20 protein-coding genes and 1 pseudogene are annotated in these 18,134 nt (G+C 60.3%); 12 read left to right on the top strand and 9 right to left on the bottom strand.

Going from position 1 to position 18,134, the window contains the following annotated elements; all coding sequences use genetic code 11:
- On the bottom strand, window positions 1-186 hold a 186-nt coding region (locus GKC28_RS24460), incomplete at its 3' end, for a transposase (RefSeq protein WP_174148636.1).
- Between the two features lie 60 nt (window positions 187-246).
- Here GKC28_RS24460 and GKC28_RS24455 point away from each other — a divergent pair.
- Window positions 247-930, top strand: a pseudogene (locus tag GKC28_RS24455) (aminotransferase class I/II-fold pyridoxal phosphate-dependent enzyme); the annotation flags it as partial.
- Between the two features lie 95 nt (window positions 931-1,025).
- Here GKC28_RS24455 and GKC28_RS24450 read toward each other — a convergent pair.
- The 3 genes from GKC28_RS24450 to GKC28_RS24440 form a co-directional block, all read right to left on the bottom strand.
- Window positions 1,026-1,349 carry an H-NS family nucleoid-associated regulatory protein gene (locus GKC28_RS24450; protein WP_174149564.1) on the bottom strand — a complete coding sequence of 108 codons (324 nt, stop codon included), beginning with the start codon at window positions 1,347-1,349 and terminating at the stop codon, window positions 1,026-1,028.
- Window positions 1,350-1,458: 109 nt separating this feature from the next.
- Window positions 1,459-2,466, bottom strand: a complete 1,008-nt coding sequence (locus GKC28_RS24445) for a nucleotidyl transferase AbiEii/AbiGii toxin family protein (RefSeq protein ID WP_174149563.1) — start codon at window positions 2,464-2,466, stop codon at window positions 1,459-1,461.
- 4 nt (window positions 2,467-2,470) lie between these two features.
- On the bottom strand, window positions 2,471-3,067 hold the full coding sequence (locus GKC28_RS24440; RefSeq protein ID WP_174149562.1) for a DUF6088 family protein: 597 nt from the start codon (window positions 3,065-3,067) through the stop codon (window positions 2,471-2,473).
- Window positions 3,068-3,475: 408 nt separating this feature from the next.
- Here GKC28_RS24440 and GKC28_RS24435 point away from each other — a divergent pair, with 408 nt between their 5' ends.
- The 5 genes from GKC28_RS24435 (at window position 3,476) to GKC28_RS24415 (ending at window position 6,737) form a co-directional block, all read left to right on the top strand.
- Window positions 3,476-3,838 (top strand): DUF2958 domain-containing protein, encoded by a 363-nt coding sequence (locus GKC28_RS24435; RefSeq protein WP_174149561.1) that lies wholly within the window; start codon window positions 3,476-3,478, stop codon window positions 3,836-3,838.
- Window positions 3,839-4,026: 188 nt separating this feature from the next.
- Window positions 4,027-4,542 carry a hypothetical protein gene (locus GKC28_RS24430; RefSeq protein WP_174149560.1) on the top strand — a complete coding sequence of 172 codons (516 nt, stop codon included), beginning with the start codon at window positions 4,027-4,029 and terminating at the stop codon, window positions 4,540-4,542.
- A gap of 128 nt (window positions 4,543-4,670) precedes the next feature.
- Complete coding sequence (locus tag GKC28_RS24425) at window positions 4,671-4,850, top strand: hypothetical protein (protein ID WP_174149559.1); 180 nt, start codon at window positions 4,671-4,673, stop codon at window positions 4,848-4,850.
- 88 nt (window positions 4,851-4,938) lie between these two features.
- On the top strand, window positions 4,939-5,679 hold the full coding sequence (locus tag GKC28_RS24420; protein WP_174149558.1) for a ParA family protein: 741 nt from the start codon (window positions 4,939-4,941) through the stop codon (window positions 5,677-5,679).
- Window positions 5,676-6,737, top strand: a complete 1,062-nt coding sequence (locus tag GKC28_RS24415) for a ParB/RepB/Spo0J family partition protein (protein WP_254604391.1) — start codon at window positions 5,676-5,678, stop codon at window positions 6,735-6,737. The genes GKC28_RS24420 and GKC28_RS24415 overlap by 4 nt, the downstream gene beginning before the upstream one ends.
- A 96-nt stretch (window positions 6,738-6,833) precedes the next feature.
- Here GKC28_RS24415 and GKC28_RS24410 read toward each other — a convergent pair whose 3' ends face one another.
- From GKC28_RS24410 to GKC28_RS24390, 5 genes are all read right to left on the bottom strand, one after another.
- Complete coding sequence (locus GKC28_RS24410) at window positions 6,834-8,432, bottom strand: amidohydrolase family protein (RefSeq protein WP_174149557.1); 1,599 nt, start codon at window positions 8,430-8,432, stop codon at window positions 6,834-6,836.
- Between the two features lie 11 nt (window positions 8,433-8,443).
- Entirely contained in the window at window positions 8,444-9,733 is a 1,290-nt protein-coding gene (locus GKC28_RS24405) for a TRAP transporter large permease (RefSeq protein WP_174149556.1), read from the bottom strand.
- On the bottom strand, window positions 9,730-10,269 hold the full coding sequence (locus GKC28_RS24400; RefSeq protein ID WP_174149555.1) for a TRAP transporter small permease: 540 nt from the start codon (window positions 10,267-10,269) through the stop codon (window positions 9,730-9,732). The genes GKC28_RS24405 and GKC28_RS24400 overlap by 4 nt, the downstream gene beginning before the upstream one ends.
- 76 nt (window positions 10,270-10,345) lie before the next feature.
- On the bottom strand, window positions 10,346-11,353 hold the full coding sequence (locus GKC28_RS24395) for a TRAP transporter substrate-binding protein (RefSeq protein ID WP_174149554.1): 1,008 nt from the start codon (window positions 11,351-11,353) through the stop codon (window positions 10,346-10,348).
- A 207-nt stretch (window positions 11,354-11,560) separates the two neighbouring features.
- A complete protein-coding gene (locus tag GKC28_RS24390; protein ID WP_174149553.1) occupies window positions 11,561-12,487 on the bottom strand; it encodes a LysR family transcriptional regulator in 927 nt (308 codons plus the stop codon).
- A 94-nt stretch (window positions 12,488-12,581) separates the two neighbouring features.
- On the opposite strand from GKC28_RS24390, the gene GKC28_RS24385 reads away from it, so the two are divergent.
- From GKC28_RS24385 to GKC28_RS26955, 6 genes are all read left to right on the top strand, one after another.
- Entirely contained in the window at window positions 12,582-14,210 is a 1,629-nt protein-coding gene (locus GKC28_RS24385) for an amidohydrolase (RefSeq protein ID WP_174149552.1), read from the top strand.
- Window positions 14,207-15,133 carry a GTP-binding protein gene (locus GKC28_RS24380; protein WP_174149551.1) on the top strand — a complete coding sequence of 309 codons (927 nt, stop codon included), beginning with the start codon at window positions 14,207-14,209 and terminating at the stop codon, window positions 15,131-15,133. Before GKC28_RS24385 ends, GKC28_RS24380 begins: the two co-directional genes overlap by 4 nt.
- Window positions 15,134-15,193: 60 nt before the next feature.
- The gene (locus GKC28_RS24375) at window positions 15,194-15,346 is read left to right on the top strand and encodes a hypothetical protein (protein ID WP_174149550.1); all 153 of its coding nucleotides are present in this window, start codon (window positions 15,194-15,196) and stop codon (window positions 15,344-15,346) included.
- A 637-nt stretch (window positions 15,347-15,983) separates the two neighbouring features.
- Entirely contained in the window at window positions 15,984-16,523 is a 540-nt protein-coding gene (gene mobC / locus GKC28_RS24370) for a plasmid mobilization relaxosome protein MobC (RefSeq protein ID WP_174149549.1), read from the top strand.
- Window positions 16,520-17,731 carry a relaxase/mobilization nuclease domain-containing protein gene (locus GKC28_RS24365; protein ID WP_174149548.1) on the top strand — a complete coding sequence of 404 codons (1,212 nt, stop codon included), beginning with the start codon at window positions 16,520-16,522 and terminating at the stop codon, window positions 17,729-17,731. The genes mobC and GKC28_RS24365 overlap by 4 nt, the downstream gene beginning before the upstream one ends.
- A gap of 229 nt (window positions 17,732-17,960) precedes the next feature.
- Window positions 17,961-18,134, top strand: a 174-nt coding sequence (locus GKC28_RS26955) for a transposase (RefSeq protein ID WP_217434166.1), incomplete at its 3' end; no start/stop codon positions are given.

Genomic DNA, 18,134 nt, shown 5'->3' with positions numbered 1-18,134 from the left:
CCGCCGCCAGGTGGTCAGCAGCGACCGGCAAATGCCATGCCGCCGCGCTGTGGCAGCCGCTTGTCGGTGGCCGATAAAGCTCTCCTCCACGATGCGCAGTTTATCATCATCTGACCAATACCGGCGGCGATCACCATCGGCAGCGGAAAGAACTTCGATTTGAGGGCGGTTATTGAAGTCGGACATAAGGCCGGACTTACCATCGGATCGATCCCGGGATCAGGCGGCCGCCGCCGGAGCCTTACGGCACAGGTGACGCCGGGGACGAAGCTGATTGCCATCAACAATCCCAACAACCCGACCGGCGCGCTGATGGACCGGGCGATGCTGGAGGAGATCGCCGCCATTGCCCGCGAGGCGGGTGCCTGGATCCTGTGCGACGAGGTTTACCGCGGCACCGATCAGGAGGGGGACGGGATGACCGCCTCGATCGCGGATATCTATGAAAAGGGGATTTCCACCGCCGGTATGTCCAAGGCCTATTCCCTGGCCGGGTTGCGGCTGGGCTGGATCGCCGGGCCGAGGGAGGTAATCGAGGCGGTGGCCATTCACCGCGATTACGACACCATCTCGGTGGGCATGATCGACGATCACTTTGCCGCGCTGGCGCTGGAAAACCGCGAACAGGTGCTGGCGCGCAGCCAGCGGATCACCCTCGGCAATCTGGCGATCCTGGAGGCGTGGGTAGAACAGGAACCGCGGATCTCCTGGGTGAAGCCGCGATCCGGCACCACTACGCTGCTGAAATACGATCTTCCGATGACTTCGCGCGAGTTCTGCGTGGCGCTGCTGAAGGAAACCGGGGTGATGTTCACGCCGGGGTCGGCCCTGGGCATGGAGCGCTATGTGCGCATCGGCTATGCCAATGGGCCGGAAGTCCTGAAGCAGGGGCTGGGTCTTGTGTCCGGCTTTTTGGCAACACAGGGGTAGTCAAGAGGATGCGCGGCGGCTGAACGCCGCCGGCCCGCTGCCTTCTTGAAGCAATGTATTGTTGCGCAGGTTGGCGCAAATAAAGCTTAGGATCTTCAGATCTCAAGGTCCTCAATGGACTTGCCAGCTTTCAATGCTTCGTGAACCCAAGCCGGTTTTCGCCCGCGACCGCTCCATGTCTGGGATGCGTCTTCCGGATTGGCGTATTTGGCCGGTGCTTTTGCGCCGGACTTTCGGCCCTTAGCGCCATGAAGCGCAATTACCTCTTCGAAGGGCACACCGTGTTTGTCGGCGATGGCCAGCATTTCAGAATAGGCGTTTTGCTTCGCTTCTTTTTCCACTTCAACTTTGCGGGCTTCAATTTCCTTGGCCAGAGCATTGAGTTCAGCCGCATTCAGTCCGCTCAGATCTATCGTCATGTCTCACCTGTGTTTTCGTTTTGACGTTGTCAAAGCAGATAATGTCATTTGTGACAAGTGGCAGGCTTTAGACCTGGATACTAATTCAATCAGAATTTAGTCGTTGTACTCAGCTATTGATTTCAGCCTCGAAGCCTTCAAGTGCGTGCAGGTTTTCATCGAAGTCAGGGGCTTGTCCTATGATCATTTCCTGCATTCCAGCGTAGTCCTTGCGCAATGCGGTTGTGAGTTCTTTATTTGGCATCAATCGCAGCGTGCCCGGTTTTGCATCTTGATAATTGGCCCAGGCTGCCTTGAAGAAAACCGACTTGTGATGCGCAACTTGATCCAGGAGATCAAGGCTGCTGAGCGCCCGGGACCTGGCCTCATGGCCGATAAGCTGAGCCATATCATAGTAATGGCGAGACATGCGGTCAGCGAGTGGCTTGGCGGTATCCTGATGGTAGAGCATGTGCAGGATTGTTGCCTTTTCCCAGAAGGTGCGCTCGACACCTAAAACCTTCACTTCGATCTCGCCAGTGTCCAGCAGATCCGGAAAGGCCTGGTGCAGGTATGGGGAAATCTTCCGGTCTTCGGCAGGCAGGTGGACACCCCGTGCACCAAATTCAAAGCGAACCGCAGGTTTAACGTAACTATCTGACGATGCTGCGATTGATGGGTAACTGAAGAGCAGTGTTTGCGCATCACTGCGGTCAACCTGCAGTGAAAACTCCTGCTCCAAACCAGCATCAAATGCAGTTTTGATTTCATCAAGAAGATGCCCGGTGACTATTTTTCCGGCCGCATCCTGCAGTTCCTGGAGAAGCTGTTTTTGTTTTTTGCCGGATAGGTCAGTGTTTTCTGGATCCCGATCGCCGTCAAAGCCAAACTGTGTCCGTTCGAGGGACAGATCCACATCTTCGGAAAAGCGGTGGATTACGTTATAAGCTTTGGAAAGGGATGTTCCGCCTTTGAAGATCATATGATCTCCAAAGGTGGGCAGGGCGAACAACTGTTTGAGAGACCAGCAGACCCAGAAATCCTTCTCGACAATCGCTTTGGACAATCCAAGCTGCGCGGCGGTTTCCTGAAAGGCTTCCTCCCGGTTTTCAGGTGTGTCGTTGGCAAACTTCTCCATATTCTCAGGCCTGCGTGACGATCTGCTGAACGATAGGGTGCATCCAGGCGGGTACGTGCTTGCTTTGTTTGGAGAGCAGGGCCCGGTCACGGTTATTCAGCGTCTGAGCCAGTTTATCGATTACGTGATTATCGATCCGGTCTTTCCCGACATAGCGCAGTGCCTGGAATACCGCGCCGGTCTTCTGGCCCGCTCCAACAAGGGTTTTGGAGCAAGCGTTCCGAAACTGGATCACTTGCCGTCCGATTGTCTTGGTGCGTGTTGGGCCATCGGTCAGATAAGTCGGCTTGGACGGCACCTGCGTGGAAAGGCCCAGCTGGTTGGCGGCCATGGCAGGGGAGGGCTGAAGGATCTGATTGTCCTTGCGTGCGATTGCCTTTGCAATGTCATCAGCAGACGGCGACAGCAAACCGAAGCGCTGGCTTTTCTTGGGGTAGTCGTAGAGTCCCCGGGTCAGGCGGCGGATTACACCTTGGCCGGCCAGCCGCGACAGAGCCTGGTCCACGCTCGCGCGGGATCCGATATCCAGAAAATCCGTCGGCGTGAAAATTGACCCGCGGCCTTTCCCGATGATGCGTTGTTTTATCTTGGACATGATCATGGCATATCTCCTTGTCAGAAAATAGTATAGAAATTACTGACTTTCAAGTTTTGCGGTGATCACGCTGGCAAGGCGCCAAGTTGCTGCAAGAAAACGGAAGGGCCAGTTTTCCCTGCTTCTGCGAAACCTGCTTTTCTTGTTTGTCTTGGGGTTCGGGCAAGCCGAACGCCGCTGCGACGGATTGCTAGGGGGCTTTGCCCCCACGCGCCCGCAACCGGAAACCGCCGGGACCGTGTCCTCGGCTGCGCCTGCGGGCCGCACCACTCCCATCGGTTTCCGGTTGCAGTTGCTACCCCCCACGCTTCGCCAGCGGGTCAGGTTTTAGAGACGGCGCCCTTGCAGGGCTCTGCTCAAAACCAGAGCCAAAGGGGACCTCCCGATGGCCATGACACAAAGGAGACGTTTGGTATGAACCTGTTTACGAAAGGCCAATTTGAGAAACTGCTGCAGAACGGGGCAATTGCTGCACGGGAGAGGGCAGGGGAGATTGCTGAGGACATGTCGCGTCAGCCGGTGGTGAAGCTATTCACACCCTGGGGCGCCGCAACCTGGCTAATCAGCGAAATTGATCCTGAAGACAAAAATATCGCCTTCGGACTATGTGATCTGGGTATGGGTTGTCCCGAGCTGGGCAGCGTGTACATCCCGGAACTAGTGGCAGTCCGCGGTCCCTTTGGCTTGAGGATCGAACGCGACCTTTACTGGGTACCGTCGAAGCCGCTTGTGGATTACGCACGGGAGGCGCGTCATCACGGCGCCATCCAGGCGTAAGCAGAACCTTGGCTTGCATGGGGTAAGGGCCTGTCCTAACCGTGCTGCCAATACCCTATGAACTTTTGGGCTGCTGACTGGCCGAGGTCAGTCAGCACGCCCGCAGCAATGAATTTGAGCAAAACTAGCAGCGCTAGGAGGACCCGACTTGGTCCGGTGCGCGCACATTCTGTTGAGGATTAAGTCCAATGTCTGAACTTGTGAATTCCTTGCGCCAAACCTGGCGCTCTGCCCAGCTGTATATTGGTTTCCACCGGGACCAGAAAGGCGCGCGGCGCGCAGCCCCGAAGGTGTGGCCGCCGAAGAATGCCAGTGCAAGTATTCACAATGACCCAAGCGAGCAGGAAGCCTTTGTTGTGGTCAGAAGCGCAGCAGGGGACACGGACCAGGACGTGCAAATCAAGCTGCGCCAGGACAAGATTGTCCTGCGCCGCGATTTCCCGGATGCCTGGAACGGGGTTCTTGTGACGGAAGATTCAGTATCGGTTGCGGTGGCGGGCATTTCGGTCCGGATCAGCCATAATGGATCTATCACCCGCGAAAGCAGCAGCGAGACCACCTGGGTGGAGGCAGACGGATCTGTGCTGAAGAAGACAGAGTTCGCGGAAGCCAGCATCTCCGCCGACGGGGTGGACCTGACACGCCGCACTTCCGATAGCATCGCAGCTGTTGGCAAAGATGGCATCATCGCCAAAGCGCGGTAGAGCATTGAACCGCGCTGACCCGCGTGGCTTAGAACTGCAGGAGCGATCGCACATTGGCGATTGATGTCCTGCGAGGTGACAGATATCTCAACCTCCGGTGGTGATGGCACGCAAGGGGAGAGGCCTGCATGGAAGATATTCTTTTCTGGAGCCTCACGGGGGAAGCCCGGAACCCTCTCATATACCGTGCATTCCTTAACAACCGCCGCCTCGGTGCTTGTGCCAGGTTCTGTCTGATGAAGGGCCTTCAGCAAGATCCGGTGACCGAAACAAGACGCATTCAAATATTGCCGCCGCGCCCGATGTGATTGCTGAACCCCAGAAGAACCCGCCGGGTGCCATTTGACGGCCAGGGTTCTTCAAGGGTGGGCGAGCGCTGCGAGGAAAGACTGAATATTGAAAACCATAGTAATTACAAACAACAAGGGCGGCACCGGTAAGACGACTGTCGCCACACAGCTTGCTTATTCTTTGATGCTGGCGGGTTACTCCGCGGTGGCAGTTGATCTCGATAGCCAGTGCAATCTCACAACTGCGCTGCCAGCTCAGCGGGTGGCCGGCAACGCGCTCGATTTGGTGGAGGCGGGGAACCCGCTTGAATTTACGGCCGCCCCCGGCGAGCTGGTGCTAATCGAGGGGCATGCCGACATACCGGTCGTCCGGGACGATGCCATTCTGCGCAACACGGCCGGAGCGTTGCGGGCGCTGAAAGGGGCGGACTTCTGTATCATCGACACACCGCCGACCTACAGCGCAACCGTCTATGGGGCGATGCTGGCAGCCGACTACATTCTAGCACCCATTGAGCTGAAGCGGTTTTCCGTAGACGGGATCAAGACCGTTCTGAAAGCACTGGTAGAAGTCCGGGAGATCAACCCGGATGTGAAGTTCCTGGGACTGCTGCCGTCCCGTTTTGACGCGGTGAAGGAGATGGAGCGCGAGTCCCTGCGGGTTATGGCAGCGGAGTTTCCGCAGCTCATCATTCCGCACGCGATCCGTAACCGGACAGCCTATGAAAAGGCCGAGGCGGAAGGCATGCCGGTCAGTGAAGTTTCAACCAGAAGCGGTCGCGAGGCCGCGGCCGAGTTTCAGGCCTTTTTTGAATGGTTCCTTGAAAATGTGGAGGCTGGCACATGAGCGACGGCGGTTCCAGCTCCCGGGTCAACAGGTCCATGTTGTCTTCTCTGAAGGAGGCAGGTGCCCTCAATGACCTGATGCGAACGCCCCGGAAAGCAGGTCAAGCGGGCCCGCGTGATATCCCTCTCGATTTAATCGAACCGGATCCGGAGCAGCCGCGCAAACACTTTAGCGAAGACAAGCTTGCATCCTTGGCGGGAAGCATCAGTGTGCAAGGCGTCCTGCAGCCGATCACCGTCCGACCGCTCAATGGCGACAGCAGGCATTTGATCATTATGGGGGAGCGGCGCTACCGCGCCGCGAAACTGGCAGGCCTGCAATCGATCCCGGCCATTGAACGGGAAATGACCGAGGAACTGCGCATGGCGCAGCTTACCGAGAATGTGCAGCGCGACGGTCTCACCACTTTTGAAATCGCCACTGCCGTGTCAGCCATGCGCGAAGCTGGCAAGTCCCGGAGCGACATTGCCAGCGCGCTAGGGTGGGGAGAAAGCGAAGTCTCCCGGTTTGCAGCGGTCGTTGGGATGCCTGAGCCGCTGCAGCAGTTGGCGGAAAAGGATGTCCCGGTCCGGGCCTTGTCCGACCTCTATGCGCTTTGGAAGAAGAACCCGGAAGATGTGGAAGAATTTATGCAGACTTCCGATGCGGCGGATGTTTCGCGGGTGACTGTTGCGAGATTGCGTTCCAGATTGGCCCAAGATCCTGCGGGCCCAGTCCAGGTTCCCCGTACCGCGAAAGACGTAGAAGGCCGGTACAGCGATCAAATCCACACCCCTGAAATGCAAGCTGGCGGCAACACGGCCGCTGTCCAGACCTCATCCTTGGACCAAGGCGGAACCGCGAAAGAGCCGGAGATGCAAAGCGTGGCTGGTGCGCAGAAGGTTCAGGCGGGCAGGGGGGCTGCCATCATCTGCAAGCACGGCGGAGCTATTGGCCGCCTTCTGACGGACCAGCTTGCCTCCAGTCCGAAATCCATTCTGGTGAGTTTTGAAAACGGGATCCGGGTGGAGGAGGTTCCTTTGTCGGAGCTGGAGCTGATCGAGGTCGTCGCGCTTTAAAAGCTCCGGTATGCCCTTCAATGAAGCAGACCGCTTTTACGTTTGCCGGGGCGGTTTTTCCGTATGCCTCCGCTGGAGGCATACACACATCTAAACCTAGGTGCCGGTATTTCTGAGAACGGTTCCAGTGTTTGACGCGGTTCGCGCTCCGTTTTTCATGGCGAATTGGCCATTGACCACGACGTGGGCAACGCCGCTTGCATAGCTGCGGGGCTGGCGGGCCGTGCAGTTGCTGGCGATCGAAGCAGGGTCGAAAACGCAGATATCGGCCTGTTGGTCTTTGGCGATGCGCCCGCGGTCCTTGATCCCCAGCTGGGCGGCTGGCAGCGAAGTCAGCTTGCGCACACCTTCCTCGAGGCTCACCACCTGGCGGTCGCGCACATAATGCTGCAGGAACCGCGCGGTCCAGCCATAGCCGCTGAGCGAGCCGACGGCGTCCTTGAGGACGCCGTCATTGGCGACGGCGATCGTGTCCGAGATCACGCCACACTCCGGCTGTTGCAAGCACAGGTCGACATCCGCATTGCGGAAGGATTTCGAGGCCCAGATCGTGCCCATCATATTGCTGCCTTCCTCTAGCAGGATATCGAGCACGGCGTCATAGGGGTCGACACCGCGCAGCCTGCCGATCTCCTCGAAGTCCGCACCGATCAGATCCTTGTTCTCGCTCGCATTGAGCAGGACGATATCTTTCCACTGGCGCGCCTTCACGATCAGCCACATGGGCTGCGGGTTGGCCTTGATGCGGGCGCGTGCTTCGGGGTCGGACAACCGTTTCAGAACCCCGTCGATGCCGCCTTCCTGCGCCCATTTGGGCAGAATCGCAGCCATCAGAGTGTTGTTCCAGTCATGCGGGATCACGTCGAAAGCGATGTCCACGCCCCGCTGTCGCGCAAGATCAATCATCTCGAGCGTGTGTTCCATCGCATAATCCGGCGCGCCGAATTTCGGCTGGATATGGGATATCTGAAGCCGCGCACCGGCTTGCCGCGCGGTTGCGATCGCCTCGGAAAACCCGACGTCGTAATGGGTGTCGCGATTTCGGACATGGGTTGCATAGAGGCGTCCGCGCTTGGCTGCGACCTCGCACATCGGCACAAGGTGTTCGGGGGCCGCAAGCGAGCCGGGCCAGTATTCCAAGCCGGTCGAAAACCCGCCTGCGCCATCATCCATCGCCTCTTCCAGCAGCCTGCACATGGCGTCGATCTCTTCCGGCTCACCGGCGCGGAGCTGATCCCCCAGCACCGCGCGGTGGATCGTGCCGTGGCCGACAAAGGCCAGCACGTTGACACCCAGGCCGACGCCGTCGAGCGCATTGAGATAATCGCCGAACGAGTGCCAAAGCGGGTGATCGACCTTGTCGTTGTACCACGGCGACACGGACGGAATGGCGTCATGGCTGCAGACCGGCGCGCAACTGATGCCGCATTGCCCGATTACCTCGGTCGTCACCCCCTGATGGACCTGGCTTTCTGCGCGGCCGTCGGCCAGCAGGGTGAAATCGGAATGCGTGTGCATGTCGATGAACCCCGGCGTCACCACTAGCCCCGAGACATCGATCACCTCGGCAGCGTCTTCCTCGTTCAGCCGGCCGATGGCGGCAACCTTGCCTCCGCTCAGCGCCACGTCGGCCTGGAAACGGGCCGCGCCGGTGCCGTCAATGACATGGCCGCCCTGAAGAATGGTGTCGAACATTGGAGAACTCCCTATTTGGTCGGGCCGTACAGCCAGTTGGGAAGGAACACTGTCAGGTCCGGCAGCAGGATCAGGATGACCAGCCCGATGATGTAGGCCAGGATAAAGGGCAGCACCGCGACGGAGATCCGTTCGATCGAGATGCCCGAAATCCGCGCTGCGACGGTCAGATTCGCCCCCAACGGTGGGGTGAGGAAACCAATCTCGCAGGTGACAACCGTGAAGATGCCGAACAGAACCGGATCGACGCCCAACGAGGTCACCAGAGGCAGGAACACTGCGGTGAACAGGATCACCTGCGCGATTGATTCCATAAATGTGCCGATGAAGATGTAGAAGATGCCGATCAGGAACAGAACGAGGATCGGGTTGTTGGTGATCGCGGTGATCCCTTGCTGCACGGTTGCGGGCACGTCGTAAAATGCAGTCAGCTGGCCGAAGGCGAGGGTGGGAGTCAGCAGGATCAGGATCCCGGTCAGAAGGGCCGTAAAGCGCAGGGACTCGATGACTTTCCGCACTGTCAGTTCGCCGTAGATGAACAGTCCCACAAACAAGGCGTAGAACACCGCCACACCGGCCGCCTCGGTCGGTGTGAAGACCCCACCGTAGATCCCGCCCAGAATGATGACCGGCGCCCCGACGGACCATTTTCCATCCCAGGCGGCGCGCAGGAACGGGCCCCAGGAAAAGGGGTCGCCATCGCCGCCATAGCCGCGGCGTCGGGCGACCAGGTAGGTAGTGGCCATCAGCAGAAGGGTGACCAGCAGTCCCGGAACCAGCCCGGCAAGGAACAGGCGGGGGATCGAAGTTTCCGACACCAGCCCGTAGATGATGAGCAGGTTGGACGGCGGGATCAGGCTGCCTAGCGCACCGGCGCTGGCGGTGATCGCGGCGGCGAAGGGCACGTCGTAGCCTTCGCGTTTCATTGCCGGAACCGTGACCGAGCCGATGGCGGCCGTGGTCGCCGGGCCAGAGCCCGACAGCGCCGCGAACAACATGCAGGCAAAGACCGTGACCAGTCCCATTGAGCCCCGGTAGGCCCCGACAAGATTGGTGGCAATGGCGATCATGCGCTGCGCCATGCCGCCGACCTCCATCAGTCGGCCAGCCAGCACGAAAAGCGGGATGGTCAGCAGCGGGAAGGGGGTCAGGCTGCCGTAGCCGGTCTGGGCCAGCAGCGTGTAGGGAATTTCGATGATGTAAAGCGCCAGTGCCGTAGTCAGGCCGACCGAGACGAAAAGCGGGGTACCGATAAGCGTCAGCAGAACGAAAACGATGACGAGGATCAGAAGCGGGCTCATATCTGGTGCTCCCGTTCGTCGACCGTATCACCCCATTCCTCATCCAGCATGCCGGGCAGGCCGTGGCCGCCGTCGCGCATCCAGGTGATATATTGCTGCACCAGCCGGATCAGCATCAGGGCGTAGCCGACCACCAGGATCGTTTGCGGGTAGAACTGATTGATGCCGAGACTGGGGCTGACGGTTGGGAATTTCCAGGCGACCAGGAGGTAATCCCAGCCGACCTTGAGCATGAAGAGGCAGAAGACCGCCCAGAACAGGTCGGCGATGAAGATAACGACCCGTCCCAGTTGCTGCGGCAGCGCCTTGACGCCGACCAGGATGCGGATGTGGAACCGTTCCCGCACGCAGAGTGCGGCACCGCTGTAGACCGCCCAGACCATACACATTGCAGCCACTTCCTCAGTCCATTGCAGCGCCGAGGAAAACACGTAGCGCGACACCACCTGGGCAAAGACACAGACCGATATGATTACAAGACAGATACAGCAAATCAGTTCTTCGAAATGTCGTTCAAGCCACTTTAACGCGCCCATGCCGGGTACCCCGCTGAGTTCATTTCCGGATCAGGAGCCGGGGGCACAATTTGCGCCCCGGGCGTTCAGCCGCTGCTTAGTTCGCGGCGTTCTGGATCTGCTGGACCAGATCGATGAAGTCAGCGCCGCGGTTCTCGGCAAACTCCTGCTGGACTTTCCTGGCGGCGGCGATGAAATCGGCCTTGTCGGGACGCGTCATCGTCATGCCGCCTTCTGTCACCAGCCAGTTCCGGGTTTCCTCGGTCTCGGCCTGGAACTCCTCGCGCATCTCATTGCTTGCGAGTTCCGCTCCTTTCATGATGGCTGCGCGCTGCTCGCCGGTGAGCCGTTTCATGAAGTGGTCGGATGCAAAGATCGGCGACATGGCGACGAAATGCTCGAGGATAACCAGATGCGGCTCGAATTCGTAGAATTTCATGTCGCGGATGAAGGAGGTGCCGTTGTCCCCGCCATCGACGGTGCCGGTCTGCAGGGCCGTTGGTGTCTCGGACCAGGCCAGAGGAACCGGCTCGGCGCCGAACGCCTCGAAGGTGGCCAGCATGACCTCGTTTTTGGGTACCCGGATCTTCAGCCCCGCCATGTCGGCCATGGTGTTGATCGGGCGTTTGGAATTATAGAAATCGCGGTAAAGCGCCGGGCCCCAGGCCAGGAGATGCACGCTGGTGTCGGCCTGCAGCTTGTCCTTCATGAACTGCCCGACCGGCCCGTCGGTGACCCGGCGCAGGTGATCGCCATCTTGGAAGATGTAAGGCAGCACGGTGACATCCATTAGCGGCCAGTGCGGCGAGATGTTGTTGAGGGTGATCACGAACCCGTCCACGGTGCCAAGCTGCATCGCCTTGAAGGCTTCGTCTTCGCTGGAGATCTGGTTGCAGCAGCGCAGCTTGACCTCGATGCTGCCGCCGGATTGTTCTTCGACATGCTTTTTGAACAGCGAACCGAACCGCCCGTAGATCGAGGCTTCGGGGGCGCCAAAGCCCAGGTTCATGGTCACGTCGGCGGCCTTGGCCGGCAGCCCGCCAAGACCGATCACGCCGGCCAGCAGCGCGGTGGCGGACAGTTTCATAATGTGTCGTCTGATCATTTTGGTCCTCCCAGTTGCGGCGCAGGCCCGGTTTACGGGGCCGCGCCTTTTTGCCGGCCGCTTTGGCAACCTGCAGCGCCGGACACGATCCGCTAGACCGTCCAGGAGCGGGTTTCGCACCCGGATCCAGCGTTCGCTTACAGGCTACTCAACATGCTAACCCCAGCAAACATTGTTTTCGGGGGGTGAAAAGTACATTAAATGCAGTTAATGCGGTGCGAGACACAGGCGGTCGAAACGGCCCTCGCGCGCCAAGGCCAGCCCGATGGAGACCGCGGCACGAACGATCGGGGACTGGTCAAGCCGGGTTACATAGGCCGCACCGTACATTGGCGAGTCGATGTCTCCGGCAAGCGGAACGGCAGTATAGCCGGTGCCATGATCGCGGTCGGCCGGCCCGCAGATGTTTAGAAGTGCATATCCGAACTGGGCTGCAACTAGGCCGCGGAGTACTGCGCCGGACTTGGTGGAATGGGCAATTTTCATCTTTGCCCCCTGAGCCGAAAACAAAGCGTCGAAATAGTTCCGCGTGCCCGGTAGATCGAGCATGATGAACGGGTAATCCGACAGATCGCTCAGGCTGATGGCAGGCTTGCCGCACAACGGCCAAGTGTCCGGGATCAGTGCAAAGGGGCGGGCTGCGAAAAACGGTGCGAAAAGGTGGTCGGGGTGAGTTTCCAGCAGGTAGGTCAGAGCCAGATCGACGGCTCCGTCGCGCAGAGCCGTGCTGATCGCTGCCATGTCGCCTTCGATGATCTCCATGCGGATGTCTGGATACTGAACCGATATCTGCTTGAGCAGTTCCGGCAGCACATAGGGTGCCGTGGGTTCGAAACAGGCCAGCCGCAGCGTGCCGCGCGGATTGCCGGTCATCGACAGAAGGTCGGATTCGAAGATCCGCGCCTGACTCAGGAATTCAGCCACGCGCTCGCCGACCTGCGTGCCGATCCGGGTCGGGATAATCCCCTTGGCAGGAATCCGGCGGAACAGTTCGGCCCCGATCATGTCTTCAAGCTGGTCGATGGCGGCCGTAACCGAGGACTGCGAGATATTCAGCTCCTGCGCCGCCTTTGCGATCGATCCGGACCGCAGCGCGGCCTCGAGATAGCGCAGCTGCTTGAGGGTGAAATTCATGCTTGCAACATTTTTCCGGGCTTCTCGGTCCAGTAAATCCATTTTTCCAAATAATGCAATCGCGCTATTGATACTGGCAAAAGGGAGGCTTCGCATGTCCGGCATTACTGTATTCCAGGCCAAGAAGATCGTGACGATGGATCCGAACCTGCCCGAGGCCACCCATGTCGCGGTACGGGGCGGGCGCATTCTTGCGGTGGGCGGTGCCGGTTGCGCAGACCAGTGGGGCGCCTGCACGCGGGATGACCGGCTGGCCGGCGGGGTGCTGATGCCCGGTTTCGTGGAAGGCCATGCGCATCTGATCGAAGGTGGCATCTGGGACTACGCCTATGCGGGCTATTTCGAGCGGACAGACCCCAACGGCCGTGTCTGGCCGGCGTCGAAATCGCTTGGAGACCTGATAGCCACGCTGTCGCAGCGCAATTCCGAATTGCCCGATGGTGCCCCGCTTGTGGCCTGGGGGTTTGACCCGATTTACCTGAACGAGGAACGCCTGGGCCGCGCCCATCTCGACCAGGTCAGCAGCACGCGTCCGATCGCGGTTCTGTTTTCCAACATGCACCTGATGTGCGTGAATTCCGCGGCGTTGGAGCTTGCCGGTTTCGATCAGGACACGCAGGCCGAGGGAGTCGTCAAGGACGGCCAGGGCGCCCCGACAGGCGAGTTGCAGGAAATGGCGGCGATGTTCCCGGTCATGCGCCGCCTGAAGATCGATTTCCGTGCGCTTAGCCAGAGGGAAAGCGCGATCCGCGCCTATGGCGCTGCGGCGCGGCGGGCTGGCGTGACCACGGTGACGGATCTTTACGCCCAGATCGAGGGCAGCGACCTGGAGACTCTGGTGCGGGTCACCTCTGATCCGGATTATCCCGTGCGGCTGGTGCCTGCGCTCGGCGTTGCGGGCGGGCAGGCCGAGGATGCTGCCGGGCTGGTCCGCCAGCTGGCTGAAAGCTCCACCGAAAAACTGAGGCTGGGCGCGGTGAAACTGATGACCGATGGCTCGATCCAGGGCTGGACGGCGCGGGTGAACTGGCCCGGCTATGTCGGCGGGCAGCCGAATGGGATCTGGAACACAGCGCCTGATCAAATCCGCACCCTGTGCGATGTGATGCATCGCGAGCGCATCCAGATGCATATTCACGTGAATGGCGATGAAGCTGCGGATGTGGCCATCGATGCAATCGAATCCGCGATGGCCCGGCATGGCTGGGCCGGACATGGCCATGTTCTTCAGCATGGGCAGATGATGACGCCCGCGCATTTCCGGCGCTGCGCCCGGCTGGGAATTTCGGTCAATCTGTTTGCCAACCACCTGTGGTATTTCGGCGATCAGCACGCGGCGCTGACAATTGGCGAAGATCGTGCGCGGCGTATGAACGCGGCCCGCTCGGCGCTGGATGCCGGGCTGTGCCTGGGCATCCATTCCGACGCGCCGATCACGCCGCTGGCGCCGCTGTTCACAGCCTGGTGCGCGGTCAACCGGGTCACGGCATCAGGTCGGATACTGGGTGCCAGCCAACGTATCACCGTGGCCGAGGCGATGCGGGCAATCACCTTGGGCGCGGCGGAAACCCTGAAGCTCGACGCCGAGATCGGCTCCATTGAGACGGGCAAACGGGCGGATTTTGTTCTGCTGGACGCCGACCCGTTCGAAGTCGGTGCGGAGCACCTCAGGGATATTGCTGTCAAGGCCACGGTTCTTGGCGGCAGAGTGCATCTGGGATGACGCTTCCGCCGCTCCCGGTCACGGTGGTCTCCGGATATCTGGGGGCCGGCAAGACAACCCTGATCAATCGGATTCTGGCCGAGGATCACGGGTTGTCGCTGATGGTGATGGTCAACGATTTCGGCGCCGTCAATATCGACGCTGCGCTGATCCGGAACGCTAGCGGCGGCACTATCGAGCTCACCAATGGCTGCGTGTGCTGCACGATGGGCGCCGATCTATTCATGGCGCTGGCCGATGCGCTGGACCGGCGACCACGTCCCGATCACCTGTTGATCGAGGCCAGCGGCATCGCCGATCCGGCCCGGATTGCCAATGCGGCCCTAGCCGAACCTGAGCTGGACTATGCGGGCATCGTCACGGTGGTCGATTCCCGCATGTTCGCCGGTCTGGCCGGTGATCCGATGATTGGAGCCCAGTACCGGCAGCAGATCAAAAGCGGCGATCTGATCATCCTGCGCACGGATGAAGCGGAGGACGAAGGCACTGCCATTGCGCAGATCAGCCGGCTGACCCGGGGGAGAATTTTGGCCGGCCAGCTGCCGGGAGTTTTGGCTCCGGCCGTGCTGCAGCACGCCAGCGCCGGTTTGCAGCTGGCCGCTGCCGGCCGCCACCCGGATTATGTGCGCTGGGACACCAGCGCCGGGGGGCACGCCAACCGCCAGTCTCTGGAAGCCGCGCTCAGTTCAAGGCCGGCCGGCATTCTGCGAATGAAGGGGATCGTGCGGACGGCGGATGGCCTGTCGTGGGAGGTGCAGACGGTTGGGCCGCGGACCGTCCTTCGCCCCGCTCCGGTGGACATGGCGACACATATCGTCGCAATTGGATTGCAGCGCGACTTTGACACCGCGGCGGTTGCCAAGTGGTGGTCAGAGGGGCTGTCAGAAAATACACAACTTGAGAACGGCACCGTGGGCACCTAGGCTCCAAGCGGGTATGGCATAGGCCAAGCGCCGACAGTAGTCATTGATGGCACGGTTTGCGTGCGCTGCACGCATGGCCATGCTTTCGGCCGCCTCCTGACGGGTCAGATTGCCTCCAACTCGAAATCCATCCTGGCGAGTTTTGAAAACGGGAGCCGGGTGGAGGAGGTTCCTTTGACGGAGCTGGAAATGATCGAGGTCGTCGCACTGTAAACGCTCCAGTATGCCTTTCAAGGAAGCGGGCCGCCTGTATGTTTGCCGGGCGGACTGACCGGGCGCGAAGGGCGTTGCAGATCCAAGTATTGAACAACGCGCTGTCCGGAGGGCGGCGCGTTTTCAGTTGAGGAATGTGGTCCGGGACCAGACTGTCAGGACCGGTGGGGCAATCAGTTTTGACCATTCTTCGCTTCTGCCGGATGCGGAGCCAGCGGCAGTCAGGGGGGGGCCTGTCGGTGCAACAGGCTGCTTTGCGGGATGTGGTCCCGGACCACATTTGCGGATCCCGCCGGGTTTCGGGGAACCGTAACTTAGCCAATGCCCCGGCTGAGTTTTCAGAATGCCTGGTCTTGCCAGATCATTGGAGGTGGTGCCGTCGCGACGCACGCCCGGCGCCAAGTGCGTGGTCCGGAACCACATTTCCTCCGGGAATGCGGCCGGGGGATGAACCCCTGTTAGAAGCACCTCACCGCCCTCAGGGCGGTGAGATCCAGCCTGTCCCGGAACCGAGGGTGCCGCGCAAAGTGTGGTCCGGGACCACAAATCCGCTTTCCTATAGCGCTAATGCAGGATAGTCGTATTGCCAGCAAATACATTACCATAGATAGAAATGCCGACACAAAAGAAAGCCGCGATGGCCTATTTGCCCCCAGACCGCCATGCCCAGCTTGCAGCCGTTGCAGAGGCCAAGGGGCAAACAGTTTCGGCCTTTCTGGGTCAGCTCATCGATATCGTTCTGGGAGAAGAGGAGGGCCCGGCAGGGCCTCCACAGCCGTCCTCGCGGTCCCGCCGCGAGGGCAAGGTCACCGTCCGCCTGGCCTCTGATGCCCGTGAAGCGCTGTCCGAGGAAGCAGTGCGGGCCGGGGTGACACCGTCTACCTTGGCGGCCAATCTGCTGACCGCGCGGTTTCGCGCAGCCCCTCAGCCGACGGCGCGCGACCGCCGCCGTTTCATGTCAGGTCTGCGGCAGATACATGGCCTGGCCACAAACGTGAACCAGATCGCCTATGCGATGAATCGCGGGGTCTTCACCGGGGACAGCTACGCCCCGGCCCGGAAGGAAGTGGTGCAACTGCGCGGAGAGGTGGCGGAGCTGCGGCAGCAAGTGCGTGACTTCGCCAGGGGCCGGCTTGCGTTTCAGCTTGGCCTCGAGGAAGAGGAGCTGGCGGATTGAGCGACTTCAAGGACACCTACGGGTTTCAGGATTGCTGGCCGCCCCGGAAGGGCCGCTTGGTGCGGAATGCGGCTTCCGGTTTTTTACTTGCAGAGACTGAAAAGCGCAGCAGCCCTCAGCAGTCCAAGGCGAGCGTGAAAGCAAACCGGGCGACGTTACCTGCCCGTGGCGGGCAGACGATTTCTGCAGCTGACAAGGCGCGCCTGGCGCGGGTGGTCAAAGGCACACCGGAGGTCATGGTGAAGGTGACCAAGCCAGCCAAAACCGACAAGCACGGGAACCCGATCAAGGTCACGCGGGGAACCGAGGCGAGGCGTGTTGCGGAGCACATCAATTACATCAGCCGGAACGGAAAGCTCGAATTGGAGACGGCCGATGTCGGGGTGCTGAAAGGCAAGCAGGCCACTTCAGAGCTATACCGGGACTGGATCGAGAAGCATGATGATGCGCGGGCCGCAGGCATGGCGTCGGACCGCACAAGGATCACCACCAGCATTCTTTTTTCAATGCCGGGCAATACAAATGCCACCGGTGTGAACGATGCGGTGCGGGCGCTGGCGGAACAGGAGTTCGGCGGCCGCCACGACTACGCCATGGCGCTCCATACGGACACCCCGCATCCGCATGTGCACCTGACGGTGCGTACGGTTGGGCATGATGGCGTGAAACTCAACTTGCGGAAAGCTGATTTGCAGCATCTGCGCGATACCTTTGCGGAGAAACTGCGCCAGCGCGGCATCGAGGCGGAATCCACCCCGCGGCATGCCCGCGGCAAGACTCGTCGGGGCGAAAGCACACCGGTCTACAAGATCCGCCAGCGCGGCGGGAAGCCCTTTATCGATGCGAAAAAGCGCAATGAGGTGCGCCGGGATCTGGAGCGCAACAACGGTGTGCTTCCAACCCATGCCTGGGACGCGGCAATTGCTGATCGCCGCAACAGGGTCATGCGGACCTATACGGGAGCCGCCCGGATACTGGCGCAATCCGATGATCCCGCGGACCGGGTCCTGGCACAGGAGACCGGGCGATTTACTGCCCGGCTGACGAAGGTCGTCACTCAGCGGACGGAGATCGCCAGAACACTGGAAGTGCCGCAAACGCATGGCCGCATTGTCGGTACAACCGATAACCGTGATGCGGACCAATCCACGGAGCCAGGGCGCGGATATCCAGGCCGCTCGCGGCCGGGCAGGGGGCGTGAACGGTAACGCCCCGCAGGAAAGAGGTTGAAGATGTATGCACGGGCTAGTTCAGGCCAGTCACTCTAATGAAAACTGCTTGCAGCCGCTGTGATGACTAAGGACAGCCAGTCCCGACGATGGCAGCTGTCAGACCTTTTCAAATCTAACACCATGAACTTCATGGTAACCGCCCGATTTGAACCGCCTGCTCGTGTGTGCCGGAGATTGCTAAGAGACGTCCATAAAGACGTCTTTAATGACGTCTCCTACAGGGAGGGAGGCAGCTGTGCGGGGCGAAATTCTTGGCTTGGAGCGTCGGCGCCGCTGGAGTGACGACGAGAAGTTGGCGATTGTGCTTTCGGTCGGGGAGAACGGCGCGACCGTGTCGCAGGTCGCACAGCGCCACGAGATCAGGCGGCAGCAGATCTAT

This window comes from Leisingera sp. ANG59, from assembly GCF_013317235.1.
GTDB lineage: Bacteria > Pseudomonadota > Alphaproteobacteria > Rhodobacterales > Rhodobacteraceae > Leisingera.
Note: the sequence above shows the minus strand (reverse complement) of the source record. Positions and strands in the feature narration are given on the sequence as shown.

Coding starts and splice junctions, on each gene's coding strand:
- mobC (WP_174149549.1), top strand. CDS start 15,984: ATGGCCTATTTGCCCCCAGACCGCCATGCCCAGCTTGCAGCCGTTGCA.
- GKC28_RS24445 (WP_174149563.1), bottom strand. CDS start 2,466: ATGGAGAAGTTTGCCAACGACACACCTGAAAACCGGGAGGAAGCCTTT.
- GKC28_RS24390 (WP_174149553.1), bottom strand. CDS start 12,487: ATGAATTTCACCCTCAAGCAGCTGCGCTATCTCGAGGCCGCGCTGCGG.
- GKC28_RS24395 (WP_174149554.1), bottom strand. CDS start 11,353: ATGATCAGACGACACATTATGAAACTGTCCGCCACCGCGCTGCTGGCC.
- GKC28_RS24440 (WP_174149562.1), bottom strand. CDS start 3,067: ATGATCATGTCCAAGATAAAACAACGCATCATCGGGAAAGGCCGCGGG.
- GKC28_RS24435 (WP_174149561.1), top strand. CDS start 3,476: ATGAACCTGTTTACGAAAGGCCAATTTGAGAAACTGCTGCAGAACGGG.
- GKC28_RS24400 (WP_174149555.1), bottom strand. CDS start 10,269: ATGGGCGCGTTAAAGTGGCTTGAACGACATTTCGAAGAACTGATTTGC.
- GKC28_RS24430 (WP_174149560.1), top strand. CDS start 4,027: ATGTCTGAACTTGTGAATTCCTTGCGCCAAACCTGGCGCTCTGCCCAG.
- GKC28_RS24405 (WP_174149556.1), bottom strand. CDS start 9,733: ATGAGCCCGCTTCTGATCCTCGTCATCGTTTTCGTTCTGCTGACGCTT.
- GKC28_RS24450 (WP_174149564.1), bottom strand. CDS start 1,349: ATGACGATAGATCTGAGCGGACTGAATGCGGCTGAACTCAATGCTCTG.
- GKC28_RS24410 (WP_174149557.1), bottom strand. CDS start 8,432: ATGTTCGACACCATTCTTCAGGGCGGCCATGTCATTGACGGCACCGGC.
- GKC28_RS24380 (WP_174149551.1), top strand. CDS start 14,207: ATGACGCTTCCGCCGCTCCCGGTCACGGTGGTCTCCGGATATCTGGGG.
- GKC28_RS24425 (WP_174149559.1), top strand. CDS start 4,671: ATGGAAGATATTCTTTTCTGGAGCCTCACGGGGGAAGCCCGGAACCCT.
- GKC28_RS24415 (WP_254604391.1), top strand. CDS start 5,676: ATGAGCGACGGCGGTTCCAGCTCCCGGGTCAACAGGTCCATGTTGTCT.
- GKC28_RS24385 (WP_174149552.1), top strand. CDS start 12,582: ATGTCCGGCATTACTGTATTCCAGGCCAAGAAGATCGTGACGATGGAT.